This window comes from Limnohabitans sp. (assembly GCF_023910625.1).
Lineage (GTDB): Bacteria > Pseudomonadota > Gammaproteobacteria > Burkholderiales > Burkholderiaceae_C > Limnohabitans_A.
In genome coordinates, this window is sequence record NZ_JAAVVW010000003.1 from 2,265,640 (window position 1) to 2,281,352 (window position 15,713).

Sequence of the window (15,713 nt, forward strand, 5' to 3'; positions counted from 1 at the left end):
TTATGAAATGCCTTACCAGCCTTAGATGCTTGTGTTGCCACAACCGCATCGTCCGCTTATGGCCGGCAGCTGCAGTTCAGCTTATTGATGATCAATGTCTGCAACCGCTGCACTACCGACGTTGGCCCTGTAAACCTGACCGGCTCTTCGGGCTCGACTGCGCCTGTCAAACATGAGCGGTTTGTCATGTCATGGACTCTTACGAGAGCCGTTATCCCCAGCTCGCATGGACAGCAAGCGCTTGTCTGGCAGCTTCAAATGATTGCTACCCCACAAGCGGGATGGATCAGCGCCAAGGCTCAGTGCTTGGCAGCGAGTGCTTGGCGTTTGCGCCTGGCCAATATCCGGGCTGAGTTGAGGCCGGTGAGGAGCATGATGGGCCACAAGAACGTGCAAACCATGGCCCACAACACGCGGCTGCCCAGAGTGGAGCCTCCTTCGGTCGTCTCGACCTGGTGAGGCCCCTCGCTGAAGATGTGCCTGTAAGAAAACGTCGAGAGACCGAATACAGCGCCAAACAAAAGGAACAGATAGATGTAGAGGTTCACGGCAATCTCCTGATGCGAACAGTCAGGGCCGTCTGGATGGGCGGTTTGCCTGACCTCAAGCCGACATACTAAACCAAAGTAATGCAAAAATTACAATTTGATGTGTAATTAAACTTTTACACATTGAGGGTTGATGCGTTCGCAAACGGTGAGCGAGGTTCATCTTGGGCCGATTATTGGGGTGATGCAGCTGACGGTCGGTTGAGATGGCGATATGCAAACCGATGATCAGCCCGATGACAGAAAAAAAGGGTCTGTGCGGGTTGAGGGGCTCTGGCACTGCTCAATCAAAATCGGTTGAGGCGGTCATTTGACAATGGCGGCATCGCAATCGCTGTAATGGATCTACTGTGACCGGCCAAGAGGGGCCATCAACGCTTTTGCCAGGACATTTCGTCTCGACGACCAGCGCCGAGTTTGGGCGATGAAACTCAAACGCTTCGGATCGGAACTCCCCGCAATTGCTGCAAACCATTGTCGTCCCGCGGACGCGGGTAACGCGTCGGATCGATCCGGTGAAGCAGCCAAGCTTGACGGCTTTGGGCGGCGCGCACGTTGCGGGCCTTCACATGGCCAAAGCCTCGCATGGACAGCGGCAGCGCCATGATGTCGCGCATCAACGCTTGATTTTTTGTGTTGACCAAGGGCAACAACTCTTGCACCAGTTGGATTTGGGCATCAATCAGATGACGTTCCATGCGCCGCTCGTGCGTGTAGCCAAACGGGTCCCATATCGTGCCGCGCAACACCTTTGCCTTGGCCAGAAGCCCCAACACTGGGCGCATCCAGGCACCCAAGGTGACTTTGCGTGGTGCTTTTCCATCTGATTCTTTAAACAGCGCGGGCGGTGACATGTGAAAGGCCAGCCGGTAATCGCCCTCAAACTGCGCATCGAGTTGCGCTTGGAAGGCCTTGTCACTGAACAACCTGGCAACTTCGTATTCATCCTTGTAGCTCATCAATTTGTGCAGGCTACGCGCCACCGTCATGCTCAAGGTGTCATCTGACAAGCCGGCTGCTTGTATGGCCCGATGAACATCATTCATCAAGCGTGTGTAGCGTTGAGCCCAGCCATCGTTCTGATAGGCCGCTAGATGGTGGCTGGCCTGTTCGATGTAGCTGTGCAGGTCTTCTTGTGTGGGATTTGCTGTCGCGGACACGCTCAATGCCATGGGATCTGCAGCGGCCAGTCGACCAACGGTGAAGGCTAGTAAGTTGGCTTCCACGGCGACGTTGTTCAAACGGATGGCCTGCTCCAGCGCCGCCAAGCTGACAGGCACTAGCCCACGCTGCCAGGCATAACCCATTGCCAAGATGTTGGCGGCCAGTGTGTCGCCCAGTACCTGCTCAGCCAGTGCCTGAGCATCAAAGGTTTCTACCTGCGCATTGCCTGCAGAAAAGCGTATTTTTTCTACCAACAAGTTGGTTTGCACTTGCGCATCCGGGTTGCGCACAGCATCGGCAACAGGTGTTTCATGCACATTCACCAGCACGCGTGTACGCCCATGGCGAATCGTTTGAAGTGCTTCAGGAGAAGCAGCCACCACCGCATCGCATGCCAGCAAGGCATCCGCTTGTTGGGTATCGATGCGCACTTGGTTGAGCAGTTCTCGTGTGGGAGCTATGCGTACAAAACTGAGCACAGAGCCACCTTTTTGGGCAAAGCCCATGAAGTCAAGCACGCTGGCGTGCTGCCCTTGCAGGTGCGCTGCCATGGCAATGACTGCGCCCACCGTCACCACGCCGGTGCCGCCCACGCCAGTGATCAGCAAGTCCCAGGGGCTATCGGTGCTGCGAGGATGGATGTCAGGCAAGCGTGCAGCGTGTGCCATGAACTGCTGTCGCGCCTGCGGTGATGCGCCCGTCTTGCGACGCAAACGACCACCGATCACGCTGACAAAACTCGGGCAAAAACCATTGGCACAAGAGTAATCCTTGTTGCAATGCGTCTGGTCGATCTTGCGCTTGCGACCCCATGGCGTCTCCTGCGGCAGCACAGCTACGCAATTGCTTTGCACACCGCAGTCACCACAGCCTTCACATACCCCTTCGTGGATCATCAGGCGACGCGCTGGATCGCTCAGCTCACCTTTCTTGCGGCGTCGACGTTTTTCGGCGGCGCAGGTCTGCTCATAAATCAGCACTGAAACACCCGTCAATTCGCGCAAATTGCGTTGTACCATGTCCAATTCTTCACGCGGATGAAATGTGGCGATTGACGGAAAACGGCTTTTGACGGCGTTAAATTTTGTGATGTCATCGCTCACGATCGCCACCGCCGCAACGCCTTCGCTCTCAACCTGGCGCGCAATGGCATCTACGCTGATGACACCATCGACGGGTTGCCCGCCTGTCATCGCCACCGCATCGTTGAACAAAATTTTGTATGTGATGCGGCACTTGGCCGCAACCGCTTGCCGAATGGCGAGGTAGCCCGAGTGGTAATACGTACCGTCGCCCAGATTCTGGAAGACATGCGGCGTGCGAGTAAAGCGCGAGTGCGAGACCCAGTCCACACCTTCGCCTCCCATCTGGATCAGGCCAGCGGTGTCGCGTTCCATCCAGTTGGCCATGAAGTGGCAGCCAATGCCTGCGCGCGCGGTGGAGCCTTCGGGCACTTTTGTTGATGTGTTGTGTGGGCAGCCAGCACAAAAGTATGGCAGCCGCTTGACCGCATCGCTGGCGTTACTCAGCATGTCTGCGGGCACGAAGTCGAGCACCTTCAGATGCGAAATATTCAGCGCCACTAACGTGTGCTGTTGTAACCAGTCAGCCACTTGCACGATCAGACGAGAGGGGCGCAATTCGCCCAACGCTGACAAGAGCGCCTGACCTTGTGCATCGCGTTTGCCCACGATGACAGGCCGCGAAGGCGCGTTGTAAAACAGATCGCGCAATTGTTGCTCGACGATGGGCGCTTTTTCTTCGATCACCAGAATCTCCCGAAGGCCTTGTGCAAAGGCATGCATACGGGTGGTTTCGATCGGGAAGGTCAAGCCTAACTTGATCACGCGCACACCAGCAGCAGCCAGTGAGGCTTCGCTCAGGCCCAATCGCCGGAACACTTCCATCAAATCATGGTGGGCCTTGCCCGCTGTGACAATACCAATGTGGGCCTGCGGGCTGACGATCACCTGGCGGTCAATGCTGTTCACTTGTGCGAAGGCGACCACCGCGCTCAGCTTGTCGTGTAGGCGCGATTCGAGACGCAAAGACGGCAAATCAGGCCAGCGGTAATGCAGGCCATCGGCAGGTGCAACATGTCCCGTCAGGTCTTGTACTTCTTGTGGTCGCTTCCAAAGACCCAGCTGCGCGTTGATGGCGTCCAGATCCACCGTTGTGCTGCTTTCCACCACTTCTGACAACGCGGTCAGGCCCACCCAGGCACCCGAATAACGTGATAAGGCAAAGCCATACAAGCCAAAGCTCACCAGCTCCGTGACATCAGCTGGCGAGACCACTGGCATGTGCCACGATTGAAACACCTGGTCGCTCTGATGCGGCATGGACGAGGACACGCAGCCATGGTCATCGCCCGCCACCACCAACACACCACCGTGCGGTGACGAGCCGTAGGCGTTGCCGTGTTTGAGAGCATCCCCTGCGCGGTCCACCCCCGGGCCTTTGCCGTACCACAGACCGAATACACCATCGACCGTGCGCTCTGGGTCGGATTCCACGCGCTGCGTCCCCAGCACCTGAGTGGCTCCCAGCTCTTCGTTGATGGCAGGCACAAACTCGATACCCGCATTCTTGAACTGTTCACCTTGTTTCCAGATGACCTGATCAACCATGCCCAGTGGCGAGCCCCTGTAGCCGCTGATGAAACCTCGGGTGTTCCATTGCTGGCTTTCGTCGTAACGGCGCTGCATCAGCACCAACCGCACCAGCGCCTGCGTGCCCGACAAAAAGACCACACCCTGCGACGCCCAGACGTTGTCCATGAGCTGGTAATCGCGCAAAACCGCAGGATTGGCGGCATGGGTCAGGGGGTTGTTGATCATGGGTGCCTCCGTATTTGTGGAGCAAGAATAGACCCTCTATTTGCGAATAAAAACCTTATTCAGACCGTTCCAGCATCCAAGTGAGAATGAAATTCTCAAAATCAATACAATTAAAGAATGAAAGACGTTTATAGCTTGAAAATCCTCGAATCCTTGCTACAGGATTCGCGTATGACCGTGCAGCAAATCTCAGAGCGGGTAGGTCTGTCCACCACGCCATGCTGGAAACGCATCAAGGAGATGGAGAGCCAAGGCGTCATCACCGGCTACACCGTTCAGGTGGACCGCAAAAAGGTAGGGCTGAATTTGATGGTGATGGCCGATATCAACCTATCCCAGCACACTGAAAAAACAGTGGCCGAATTTGAGGCGGCTGTGCAGGCTTCGCCTCACATCGTGCACTGTTATTCCACCACGGGCCAATCAGACTATGTGTTGACCATCATGGCGCAAGATATCGAGGCGTATGAACACTTCCTGATGAAAACTTTGTTTAAGCTGCCCGCAGTGGCGCATGTGCGTTCGAGCATCGTGTTGCGGGATATCAAACAGGTTTCAGTGCTGCCGCTTTGAACAAGTCATTGCTTTAGATTTCGGGTAATGGCCGTTTCCTGGCTGGTGCACGGCGGGTCGCTATTAACGCAAACAAGTTGACGTCTCGGGAAATATGACCGAGCCGCTTTGGGTCGCAAGCCGAAGTAGTGCCAACCGACCCACACTCACTTCGCCATCGAACAATGCCCGCCACTGGTGGCCTGGCCTGAACCCGCCGCGATCAACGGGGGTTCATTGCGCAGGTCCACCGGGGCCGAGACCATGAAGTCCCAACTCAAAAAGGCAGCCAGGCCGAGCCAGAAAACCGCTTGTAATTGGTGCGTGGTGCTCATGCGGCCTCCTTCAAAATTGGTAATGGCGGCGCACGCGCACACCGATCAACGTGCCTGCAAAAGCCAGGGGCACCCAGATCCAGCCGTGCAAGCTGCCAGTAGAGATGCCGCTGAGCATGGCGCCGATGTTGCAGCCAAAGGCCAAGCGCGAGCTGTAGCCCATGACGAACCCGGCAATCAGGCCAATCACCCATTGCTGGGTGGTCAAAGGCGTGCTGTTGGAGGCGGCTTTGGCCGAGACCCACAACGCACCGCCCAAGATGCCGATGTTGGTGATGGTGGTCACGTCCATGAACACGGTTTGTGTCAGGCGTTGCGCATTGCCCGCCTGGCCCCAAAAGGCATTGGCCGTGGGGTCAAAAGCGCCCAGCGCCACCGACACCTTGGCGGCCCACAGGCCAAAGCCGTACACCACGCCCCAGGGCTGGCCCGCCAGCAACAAGTTGAGTGTGGCCAGCACCGCCAGCGCCACGGCACCCCAAAGCCAGCGTTTGTCCAGCCAGGTTTGGCCCGCGCCCACCCACAGGCGCACCGCCACCAGCACGGCGGCCAGCAAAGCCAGCGTCAGGGCCAGCGCGCCGCCTGTGCCGTACGCGGCTGAAAAACTGACCGGGGCCATTTGGCCCAGCGACAGCCAGCTGTCCAGGTGCACCGATCCCAAAAAACTGCCCAGTGCAAACAGCGGCAAGATGCCCATGTTGAGGGGCACGCCCAAACCGGCTTTGTACAAAGTGCCCGAACCGCAGCCGTCGGCAATTTGCATGGTCAGCCCGAACACGAACGCACCCACCAGCAAGCTCACGCTGGGTGGCCCCAAAGCGGCTTGCAATTCAGAAAACTGCCCCAGCAGCGGCAGCGCCGCCAGGCTGGCCAGGGCCAGCAGCAGCACCTGCCCGGCAACGCCCTGGGGGTTGCGCTGCTCAATGAGTTGTCGCCAGCCGGTGGTGAAGCCAAAGCGCGCCCCCGCCAAAGCCGCGCCCATGCCCACGCCCACCAGCATCAGCACCGCCTGGCGGACGGACACGGACAGGGCTAAAAAGATGAAAAAAGCGGCCAGCAAGGCCGCTAAAGGAAGGCGTTTCATGATCCGAGTTTATTTGAAGGTTTTCTCAGCCCAGAACTTGGCGTCGATCAAGAGCTGCTTGGGGCGGCTGGGCACGTTGGCCATGGGCAGGCCGTTGGGGTCTTTCGACCATTCGACCATGGAGCCGGCGTAAAGCTTCACGTTTTTCTGGCCCAGCACTTCGGACATGGCAAACCAGTTGGTCGCCGCCCAGTGGCCGGTGTTGCAAAACGACACGGTCTCTTTGGCCGGATCGATGGGGCTGGACGCGGCCACTTTTTGGGCTTGGTCGGTGCTCACAAAGGTGGAGGTGCCGGGGGCAAACCATTTGTCGTGCTCGACGTTCACCGCGCCTTGCAAGGTGCCAGGCACGCTGGCCGCCACATGGCGGGTGTCGCCCTTGAAGAAGTCGGCCGGACGGGCGTCGATCAGGGCGGCATCGCCCGACTTCACGCGGGCCACCAGCTCTTCTTTGGTGGCCACCAAGCTTTTGTCGATTTGCGGCTGGAAGCTGCTGGCAGCGACTTGCACGGCCGTGTTGTTTTGCGGCAGGCCCGCCGTGGTCCAAGCCCGAACGCCGCCGTTGAGCACCGACAGCTCTTTGAGGCCCAGCACTTTGAGGGTCCAGTAGACGCGAGCAGAAGCGCCGAAGTCGGTGGCGTCTGCACCGCTGGACACCACCACCGCGTGGGTGCTGGGCGTGAGGCCCAGGCTTTGCACCAAGGTGGTCAACTTGGGCAGGCCAGGCAACTCGCCGGGGTTATTGGCCGGGCCGCGCCAGGTGCCATAGGGCGCATTCACCGCGCCAGGGATGTGGTTGGCGGCATACGATTTGGGGTCGCGGATATCGATCACGCGCACGTTGGCGTCGGACAACTTGGCTTGCAACTCGGCAGGGCTGAGCAGGGGCTGAGCTGCCAGGGCGTTGGCGCTGAAGCTGGCGGCCGACAAGGCCAGGACCAAAGCACAGAAGTGTTTCATGGGGTCGTTTCCTGAAAGAGAAGAGCAGAAGATGGCGCGATTGTGGTCAGCCTCCTCAGACATGGGAACGATTTTTTAGTTAGGTTTATATGCCGAAATGGATATAACGCCGCGTCGATGCAGGTTTCAGTGACGCGCCGTGCGGGCAAAACTTTGCGCTGCCCACAACGCGGCCGTGCCCAGCAAACTGGCCAGCAACAGCCACCACAGCGCCAGGGTGTAGCCGTGCTCTGGCGACCAAAGCAGGCCCAGCGTCAAGGGCGCAGCAGCGCGGGCCAGCGCAATCGGCACACCCAGTAAACCATTGAGCTGCCCGACATGCTGGCGGCTGACGTACTGCGCCATGGCCGTGCCCTTGACGATGGTGTTCATGCCATTGCCCAGGCCGTACAGCAGCACAAACACCAGCGAGGCGAGTGGGCTGAGCCCGCCAATCAGCAAAGCCAGCACGCCCGCCGGGACCAAAGTGGGAATCCAGCGGTTGGCGGCGTGAACGTCCCAATAACGCTCAAACACAAACAGCACCAAGCGCCCCAGCACTTGAATCACCCCGATGGCCGCCGGGATGGCAATCACCCAGGTGGGGGACAAGCCCGACTCTTGCAGCAAGGCGATCATGTGCGCGGGCAGTGCCGCAGTGACCGACATGGTGAGCACCATGAACAGCGCCAACAGCCAAAATGGCGCGTGGCGCAGGTGTTCGCGCACCGAGGCGGGTTGCACCGCGTCATGCGCAGCGGACTCGAGCGCCTTGAGCGGCGCGCCTTGCAGCAACCAGGCATGCAGTGGCGCGCAAACCAAGAACTGCAGCGCCGCCAGCGCCCACAGGGCTTGGCGCCAACCCCACAAATCCATCCACCAGGCAAACAACGGAATGAACACCGTGCTGGCCAGCCCGCCCAAGAAGGTGAGTGTGATGATGGCGCGCCGAAAGTCCTGCGGAAAGCGGCGTGTGACCAACGCAAACACGGGTGTGTAAAGCGTGGCCGCCATGCCCAGGCCCAGCCAGATCCAGGCGGCATAAAACCCCGCCACCGTGGTGACGAAACTGTGCCCCACCAGGCCCACGCCAATCCACAAGGAACCCAGCGTCATGACCCAACGCTCGCGCCCCGCATCGATCCAGCGCCCCACCCCATAGGCCATCAAACCTTCGGCCAGCAGTGCCAGGCTGAAAGCCAGCGAGGATTCGGCCCGGCTCATGCCCAGCTCGGCTTCCAGGGGCGTCATCAACAGTGAGAAGGTGTAAAAAACACTGCCCCAGGTGATGAGCTGGGGCAACGACAGCCAGATGCTGAAATGGCCCTGGCGGGTGACGCTCGCTGCTGATGGATCTGCGTGTGGCATGGCCGGATTATCCGTGCCTGGCTCACTGCTCCTTGAGTACCCGCCGGTACTGCAATGCTTCGGCCACATGCGTGGTGGCAATGGTGTCGCTGCCCGCCAAGTCGGCGATGGTGCGGGCGACTTTGAGGCTGCGGTGTACGCTGCGGCCACTCCAGCCGAGTTTGACGGCGGCTTTTTGCAGCAAGGCGGTGGCGTTGTCGTCCAAGCGCGCTTGTGCGTCAATGGCCTGACCTTGCAGGTCGGCGTTGGCGCAACCTTGGCGGGCCAGGGCGCGTTCGCGGGCGACCTGGCTGCGGGCCGCGATGGCGGTGGTGCTTTCACCGGGTGGGGCGTTCAGCAGGTCTTGCGCGGGTAGGCTGGGCACTTCGATGTGCAGGTCGATGCGGTCCAGCAGCGGGCCACTCAGCTTGCCTTGGTAGCGGCTGACCTGGTCGGGTGAGCAGCGGCAGGCCCGTGTGGCGCTGCCCAAATAGCCGCAAGGGCAGGGGTTCATGGCCGCGATCAACTGAAAGCGCGCCGGAAACTCGGCCCGCCGAGCGGCGCGGGCGATGGTGATGGTGCCCGTCTCCAGAGGTTCGCGCAGGGCCTCCAGCGCCGCACGCGGAAATTCGGGCAGCTCGTCCAGAAACAGCACACCGTGGTGCGCCAGTGAGATCTCGCCTGGGCGCGGTGGCGAGCCGCCGCCCACCAAGGCCACCGCGCTGGCCGAGTGGTGCGGCTGACCCGTGGGGCGTTGTGCCCAGCGCGTCAGGTCAAAACGCCCCGCCAGGCTGGCAATGGCTGCCGATTCCAAGGCGTCTTCGATGGCCATGGGCGGCAGCAAACCCGCAAAGCGCTGGGCCAGCATGGACTTGCCCGAACCCGGCGGGCCGACCATGAGCAGCGAATGGCCTCCGGCAGCGGCGATCTCCAGCACCCGTTTGATGCCGGCTTGGCCTTTCACATCGGCCAGGTCGGCATACCGTGGAGGGGTGTTCGGAGTGCTCGGTGCCATGCGGGCCCAGCCATCGCCGGGCTCTGGAAGAGCTTCGTTGGAGGGGGGCAAAAACTGTTGCACCACATCGAGCAGATGCCGTGCCCTGAACACTTCGGCATCGGGCACCAGCGCCGCTTCTTCGGCGCTGCCGGGTGGCAAGACCAGCCGCGTTCGAACTTGCTGCTGGCGCAGCACCAGGCTCATGGCCAGTGCGCCGCGCACTGGGCGCAGCTCACCCGACAGCGACAGCTCGCCTGCAAACTCGTAGCCCGCCAGTTTGCTGGCATCGATCTGCCCGCTGGCCGCCAAAATGCCCAGTGCGATCGGTAAGTCCAACCGACCCGAATCCTTGGGCAGGTCGGCTGGAGCCAGGTTCACGGTGATGCGTTTGTTGTGCGGAAAGTCCAGCCCGCTGTTTTGCAAGGCAGAGCGCACCCGTTCGCGGGCTTCTTTGACTTCGACATCGGCCAAGCCCACCAGGGTAAAGCTGGGCAGACCATTGGCCAAGTGCACTTCGACGGTGACGGGTGGTGCCTGCAGACCGATCAGGGCGCGACTTCGCACCAAACTGAGACTCATAAACCCTCCTTGCCCTGTTTTGGTGCAATTTTGCGTGTCCTGTGGCGCAGTCCCGGCGCAAAGAACTTGTTGGAATGCCATTCAAGCATGCACGGGTGAGGAATGCATGGGGAAAACCCCGAACGTTGACGCTGGGGTGGATTGGCACGGTCCGTGCTTGAATGGCTTGTCCTTTTTTGCTTACAGGAGCTTTCCATGAAAAACATCCTCGTACCTTCTTTGCTGACTTTGTCCTTGTTGTTGCTCACCGGTGCAGCCCGGGCGCAGGCCGGCGAGAGCACCTTGTCGTTCAATGCAGGGGTGGTTTCTGACTACCGTTACCGTGGTATTTCCCAGTCTCGACTGGAGCCGGCAGTGCAAGGCGGTTTTGATTACGCCCAAAAGAGCGGTTTGTATGCAGGCGCCTGGGCTTCGACCATCAAGTGGATCAAGGATTCGGGCGGCGATGCCAACGTTGAAGTTGACTTGTACGGTGGTTACAAGGGTGCCGTGGGCGATGTGTCTTATGACGCGGGTTTTTTGCGTTATGAATACAGCGGCAACAAATTGGGCAATGTCCCTGGATTTGCCAATGCCAACACCAACGAAGTTTATGGTGGCCTGACTTACGGGGTATTCACGGCCAAGTACTCCCATGCCATTTCCAATTTGTTTGGTAATCCAAACAGCAAAAACAGCTATTACCTTGACCTGAGTGCGGCCCTTGATTTGGGCAATGGATTGACTTTAACGCCCCATGTGGGTTACCAGAGCGTTCAGAACATTGCCAACGCTTCATACACCGATTACGCCTTGACCCTCGTCAAAGATATTGAAAATGGTTTAACTGCATCGGCAGCCTTTGTGGGTACAGATGCAAACAGGAACGTTTATTCTTTCAGAGGCAAGTACAACGGCAAAGACGCATTGGTCGTTGGCCTGAAGTACACCTTCTGATTTCACCCATTCCAACCAAGGAGCCATCATGAAACTGGTGACCGCCATCATCAAACCCTTCAAGCTGGACGAAGTGCGTGAAGCACTGTCGGGCATCGGCGTGCAGGGCATCACTGTGACCGAAGTCAAAGGCTTTGGTCGTCAAAAAGGCCACACCGAGCTGTACCGTGGCGCTGAATACGTCGTCGACTTTTTACCCAAGGTGAAGATCGAAGCGGCCGTCTCTGACGAGTTGGTCGAGCGTGTGATCGAAGCCATTGAATCCGGTGCCCGCACCGGCAAGATCGGCGACGGCAAGATTTTTGTTTACGACCTCGAACAAGTGGTTCGCATCCGCACCGGTGAGACCGGTGGCGAAGCCCTTTGATCGATCAGAAAGAGAGTCATTGATGAAAAAGCTATTCGCAACTCTGGCCTTGGGCTTGAGCCTGGGCTTGGGCCTGTTCGGTGCGACCTCTGTTGCCACCGCACAGACTGCCCCTGCTGCCGTTACAGCTCCTGCCGCAGAAGCCAAACCGGAAGCGGCACCCGCCGCGGCAGCGGCCGAAGCCGCGCCAGCGGCGGTGCCCAACAAGGGCGACATTGCCTGGATGATGGTGGCCACCATTTTGGTGATCATGATGGTCATTCCGGGGCTGGCCCTGTTCTACGGCGGCTTGGTCCGCAGCAAAAACATGCTGTCGGTGCTGATGCAAGTGGTAGTCACCTTCTCGATGATCACCGTGTTGTGGTTCATTTATGGCTACAGCCTGGCGTTCACCGAGGGCAATGCCTTCATCGGCGGTTTTGACCGCCTGTTCATGAAAGGCATTTGGGACAACGCAGCAGGCACCTTTGCCAACGCAGCCACCTTCAGCAAAGGGGTGGTCATTCCTGAAATCTCGTTCGCCGCTTTCCAGGCCACGTTCGCAGGCATCACTTGCGCGCTGATCGTGGGTGCATTCGCTGAGCGCATCAAGTTCTCTGCCGTGCTGGCCTTCATGGTGCTGTGGTTCACCTTCAGCTACCTGCCTGTCGCCCACATGGTCTGGTTCTGGATGGGTCCTGACGCCTACACCGCCAAAGAAGTCGCCGACGAAATGACATCCAAAGCCGGTCTGATCTGGCAGTGGGGCGCGCTGGACTTCGCTGGCGGCACCGTGGTGCACATCAACGCCGCTGTGGCTGGCTTGGTTGGTGCCTTCATGGTGGGCAAGCGCGTGGGTTATGGCCGTGAAGCCATGGCCCCACACAGCCTGACTTTGACCATGGTGGGCGCGTCCTTGCTGTGGGTGGGTTGGTTCGGCTTCAACGCGGGCTCGGCTCTCGAAGCCAACGGTTTCGCAGCGCTGGCCTTCATCAACACCTTGGTCGCCACAGCCGGTGCTGTGCTGGCCTGGTGTGTGGGTGAAGCCATGATGCGCGGCAAAGCCTCCATGCTGGGTGCGGCCTCGGGTGCTGTGGCCGGTTTGGTGGCCATCACGCCAGCCGCAGGCAACGTCGGCATCGGCGGTGGTTTGGTGATCGGCATCGTGGCGGGCTTTGCATGCTTGTGGGGTGTGAACGGTCTGAAAAAGATGCTCGGTGCGGACGACTCGCTGGACGTGTTCGGTGTGCACGGTGTGGGCGGTATCGTCGGCGCCTTGTTGACCGGCGTGTTCAACTCGCCCGCTTTGGGTGGCCCCAGCGCCGTGGGCGACTGGGTCACGGTGGCCATGATCGCGCCCGACGCTTACTCCATCGCTGGGCAAGTGTGGACCCAGGCCAAGGCTGTGCTGCTGACCATCGTCTGGTCGGGCGTGGTCTCGGTGGTCGCCTTCAAGATCGTTGACCTGACCATTGGTCTGCGTGTCACCGAAGAAGAAGAGCGCGAAGGTCTGGACATTGCATCGCACGGCGAGTCGGCCTACCACGGCTAAAAGCCAGCCAAGACAAGTTTCATTGCAAGCGGTGGCGCAAGCCGCCCTTTCATCTGCCCGCAGCGCTCAGGTTCTGCGGGCTGTTTCTTTGGGTGTGCGGTTTCGGTGGCGATTGATCGAGGTACGTTCCTTGTTGGGGTAGTCGAACGCGCCATACGCTCGGGCACAATGGATTTCATGCACGCATCTGACTTGTCTTCACCCACTTGGGCCGCCATCACCACAGAGCCCAATGGCTTGGGCGAATCGCCGTTTTGGCACCCGCAAGAGCAGCACTTGTATTGGGTGGACATTCCCGGGCAGCGCATTGGCCGTGTGGCGGTGCAGGGTTTGCAGACCCAAGGGCCGGTGGCGTATTGGCCCTTGGCGCAAGAGCCCGGCTGCATCGCGCCGGTGCAAGGGGGCGGCCTGGTCATGGCCCTGCGTGATGGCATTTACTTGGCGCGCGAGTGGGGTGGCTCATTGCTCCAGCTGGCCGCCGCACCTTATGACACGGCCAAGCTGCGTTTCAACGATGGCAAGTGCGATGCTCAAGGCCGATTTTGGGCCGGCAGTTTGTATGAGCCCAAAGACCAGGCGCTGGGCGTGCTTTACATGCTGGATGGCCAAGGGCTGCACGCCATGGTGGGCGGTGAGAAAGACGGTGGGAACCATGGCGTGGTGACGGCTAACGGCTTGGCTTGGTCGCCCGACGGCCGCACCGCCTACTGGGCCGACACCGCTGCGCACCAGGTGCGGGCGTTTGACGTGGATGCGGCCACCGGCCAACTGAGCGCGGGGCGTGTGTTCCACCAAATGACGCCCAAGCCCGCTGGCTGGGTTTGGGGCAGCGCTGCGCCCTACGGCGGACGACCCGACGGCGCGGCGGTGGATGCTGAGGGCTGCTATTGGTCCGCCCAATACGAGGGCGGACGATTGCTGCGCATCGCACCCAGTGGCCAGGTGCTGGCCGAAGTGCCCACCCCGGCGCTTTGCCCCACCATGCCCTGCTTTGGCGGCGCGGACATGAAAACCCTGTTCATCACCACATCGCGCCAAGGTCGCAGTGAGGCCGAGCTGGCGCAGTACCCCGGTTCTGGGTGCGTATGGGCGATGCGGGTGGAGGTGGCGGGGTTGCCGGTGAATGGTTTTAAGGTTCAGACCTACAAAAAACTGGCGGATTGGGGTATTGAGCCCTTGCCTGCGCGCGGTACTCAAATCACCAATGAACTCATTGATCGCCTGCGTGATGCGGAAGGGATTTGAAATCGTTTGATTTTTCCTCAATCCCCATCAATTTCCCACAACCCCAACGTTCAAAAAATTCACACAGCCCCATAAGGCTGGGGGTTACCATCTTGGCCCATGGAAGCTGAACTCAATACCCTCATCGACGCCGTGCGTCAGGCCGCTGCGGATGGCCGCACTTTGCGCTTGCGCGGTGGTGGCAGCAAAGATTTTTGGGGCCAGAGCCTCACGGACGAGGTGCTGGACACCCGGGCCTACCAGGGCATCGTGAGTTACGAGCCCAGCGAATTGGTGGTCACGGCCCGATGCGGCACGCCGCTGGCCGAGCTGGAAGCCGCTTTGGCCGAGAAGGGGCAGTGCCTGGCGTTTGAGCCGCCGCACTTTGGCCCCGGCGCTACGGTGGGCGGCATGGTGGCCGCAGGCCTGAGCGGCCCGGCCCGCGCTACCGCTGGCGCTGTGCGCGACTTTGTTTTGGGTGCGCGCTTCATCAACGGTTTGGGTGAGCACCTGACCTTTGGCGGTCAGGTCATGAAAAACGTGGCCGGCTACGACGTGAGCCGCCTCATGGCGGGCAGCTGGGGCACCCTGGGCCTGATCACCGAGGTCAGTCTGAAAGTCTTGCCCGTGGCACCGGCCGAGGCCACGCTGATGATCGCGGGTTTGGCCCAAGGTCCGGCGTTGGATTTGCTCCACCGCTGGGGCGGCCAGCCCCTGCCCCTGAATGCCAGTGCTTGGGTGCGCGACACCACCGCCCAACCGGTGGCCGACTATTTGTTTGTGCGCCTGCGCGGTGCGGTGGCGGCGGTGCAGTCGGCCACCGGCAAGATGGCGGCCGATGCCATGGCTTTGGGCGAGCAAGTGCAAGCCATGGACAATGCCGAAGCCGCGCAAGACTGGCGCGCCAGCGCCGAGCAGTCGCTGGCCTTCTTTGATGCACCTAACCCCGACGCTTGCCTGTGGCGTCTGTCGGTGCCGCAAACCGCGCCGGTTTTGGATTTGCCCTACGCCACCTACATTGAATGGCAAGGCGCGCAGCGCTGGCTGTGGGCGCCTGCCACGGCGGCTGTGGCCTTGCGCGAACTGGCTCAATCTGTCGGTGGTCATGCCACCTTGTTCCGCGCCAGTGCCGCCCATGCCGAAGTGGACAAAGCTGTTGGCGTGAACTCCCCGCTGGATACCGTGCAGCAACGCGTTCAGCAGCAACTGCAAAAACAGTTCGACCCGAAAGGCGTGTTCGCCACCGGTCGAATGCACCCCCTCTGAGGCG

13 protein-coding genes are annotated in these 15,713 nt (G+C 60.1%); 6 read left to right on the forward strand and 7 right to left on the reverse strand.

What is annotated here, in order from left to right:
• Positions 1–299: 299 nt before the first annotated feature.
• Both HEQ17_RS14325 and HEQ17_RS14330 read right to left on the reverse strand, forming a co-directional pair.
• On the reverse strand, positions 300–548 hold the full coding sequence (locus HEQ17_RS14325; RefSeq protein WP_296293362.1) for a hypothetical protein: 249 nt from the start codon (positions 546–548) through the stop codon (positions 300–302).
• 431 nt (positions 549–979) lie between these two features.
• Positions 980–4,552: an indolepyruvate ferredoxin oxidoreductase family protein gene (locus HEQ17_RS14330; RefSeq protein WP_296293363.1), complete on the reverse strand. Its 3,573-nt coding sequence runs from the start codon at positions 4,550–4,552 to the stop codon at positions 980–982.
• Positions 4,553–4,669: 117 nt separating this feature from the next.
• Between HEQ17_RS14330 and HEQ17_RS14335 the strand changes: the two genes are divergently transcribed.
• Positions 4,670–5,125, forward strand: a complete 456-nt coding sequence (locus HEQ17_RS14335) for an Lrp/AsnC family transcriptional regulator (RefSeq protein ID WP_296293364.1) — start codon at positions 4,670–4,672, stop codon at positions 5,123–5,125.
• 146 nt (positions 5,126–5,271) lie between these two features.
• Here the strand turns inward: HEQ17_RS14335 and HEQ17_RS14340 are convergent, their stop codons facing one another.
• From HEQ17_RS14340 to HEQ17_RS14360, 5 genes are all read right to left on the reverse strand, one after another.
• Positions 5,272–5,439 carry a hypothetical protein gene (locus HEQ17_RS14340; RefSeq protein WP_296293365.1) on the reverse strand — a complete coding sequence of 56 codons (168 nt, stop codon included), beginning with the start codon at positions 5,437–5,439 and terminating at the stop codon, positions 5,272–5,274.
• Positions 5,440–5,449: 10 nt separating this feature from the next.
• Positions 5,450–6,523 carry a YeeE/YedE thiosulfate transporter family protein gene (locus tag HEQ17_RS14345; RefSeq protein ID WP_296293366.1) on the reverse strand — a complete coding sequence of 358 codons (1,074 nt, stop codon included), beginning with the start codon at positions 6,521–6,523 and terminating at the stop codon, positions 5,450–5,452.
• Positions 6,524–6,532: 9 nt separating this feature from the next.
• Complete coding sequence (locus tag HEQ17_RS14350; protein ID WP_296293367.1) at positions 6,533–7,483, reverse strand: sulfurtransferase; 951 nt, start codon at positions 7,481–7,483, stop codon at positions 6,533–6,535.
• Positions 7,484–7,609: 126 nt separating this feature from the next.
• Entirely contained in the window at positions 7,610–8,830 is a 1,221-nt protein-coding gene (locus HEQ17_RS14355) for an MFS transporter (protein WP_296293368.1), read from the reverse strand.
• Positions 8,831–8,852: 22 nt separating this feature from the next.
• Entirely contained in the window at positions 8,853–10,385 is a 1,533-nt protein-coding gene (locus HEQ17_RS14360) for a YifB family Mg chelatase-like AAA ATPase (protein ID WP_296293369.1), read from the reverse strand.
• 195 nt (positions 10,386–10,580) lie between these two features.
• Here HEQ17_RS14360 and HEQ17_RS14365 point away from each other — a divergent pair, with 195 nt between their 5' ends.
• The 5 genes from HEQ17_RS14365 to glcE all read left to right on the forward strand — a co-directional run bounded on the left by HEQ17_RS14365 (position 10,581) and on the right by glcE (position 15,709).
• Positions 10,581–11,321: a TorF family putative porin gene (locus HEQ17_RS14365; protein ID WP_296293370.1), complete on the forward strand. Its 741-nt coding sequence runs from the start codon at positions 10,581–10,583 to the stop codon at positions 11,319–11,321.
• 28 nt (positions 11,322–11,349) lie between these two features.
• Complete coding sequence (glnK, locus tag HEQ17_RS14370; RefSeq protein WP_108285680.1) at positions 11,350–11,688, forward strand: P-II family nitrogen regulator; 339 nt, start codon at positions 11,350–11,352, stop codon at positions 11,686–11,688.
• Positions 11,689–11,710: 22 nt separating this feature from the next.
• Positions 11,711–13,219, forward strand: a complete 1,509-nt coding sequence (gene amt, locus HEQ17_RS14375; protein ID WP_296293371.1) for an ammonium transporter — start codon at positions 11,711–11,713, stop codon at positions 13,217–13,219.
• Positions 13,220–13,396: 177 nt separating this feature from the next.
• A complete protein-coding gene (locus HEQ17_RS14380) occupies positions 13,397–14,464 on the forward strand; it encodes an SMP-30/gluconolactonase/LRE family protein (RefSeq protein ID WP_296293372.1) in 1,068 nt (355 codons plus the stop codon).
• Between the two features lie 99 nt (positions 14,465–14,563).
• Positions 14,564–15,709 carry a glycolate oxidase subunit GlcE gene (gene glcE, locus HEQ17_RS14385; protein ID WP_296293373.1) on the forward strand — a complete coding sequence of 382 codons (1,146 nt, stop codon included), beginning with the start codon at positions 14,564–14,566 and terminating at the stop codon, positions 15,707–15,709.
• The last annotated feature ends 4 nt before the right edge of the window (positions 15,710–15,713 follow it).

Coding starts and splice junctions, on each gene's coding strand:
- HEQ17_RS14340 (WP_296293365.1), bottom strand. CDS start 5,439: ATGAGCACCACGCACCAATTACAAGCGGTTTTCTGGCTCGGCCTGGCT.
- HEQ17_RS14355 (WP_296293368.1), bottom strand. CDS start 8,830: ATGCCACACGCAGATCCATCAGCAGCGAGCGTCACCCGCCAGGGCCAT.
- HEQ17_RS14335 (WP_296293364.1), top strand. CDS start 4,670: ATGAAAGACGTTTATAGCTTGAAAATCCTCGAATCCTTGCTACAGGAT.
- glnK (WP_108285680.1), top strand. CDS start 11,350: ATGAAACTGGTGACCGCCATCATCAAACCCTTCAAGCTGGACGAAGTG.
- HEQ17_RS14350 (WP_296293367.1), bottom strand. CDS start 7,483: ATGAAACACTTCTGTGCTTTGGTCCTGGCCTTGTCGGCCGCCAGCTTC.
- HEQ17_RS14345 (WP_296293366.1), bottom strand. CDS start 6,523: ATGAAACGCCTTCCTTTAGCGGCCTTGCTGGCCGCTTTTTTCATCTTT.
- amt (WP_296293371.1), top strand. CDS start 11,711: ATGAAAAAGCTATTCGCAACTCTGGCCTTGGGCTTGAGCCTGGGCTTG.
- HEQ17_RS14380 (WP_296293372.1), top strand. CDS start 13,397: ATGCACGCATCTGACTTGTCTTCACCCACTTGGGCCGCCATCACCACA.
- glcE (WP_296293373.1), top strand. CDS start 14,564: ATGGAAGCTGAACTCAATACCCTCATCGACGCCGTGCGTCAGGCCGCT.
- HEQ17_RS14365 (WP_296293370.1), top strand. CDS start 10,581: ATGAAAAACATCCTCGTACCTTCTTTGCTGACTTTGTCCTTGTTGTTG.
- HEQ17_RS14330 (WP_296293363.1), bottom strand. CDS start 4,552: ATGATCAACAACCCCCTGACCCATGCCGCCAATCCTGCGGTTTTGCGC.
- HEQ17_RS14360 (WP_296293369.1), bottom strand. CDS start 10,385: ATGAGTCTCAGTTTGGTGCGAAGTCGCGCCCTGATCGGTCTGCAGGCA.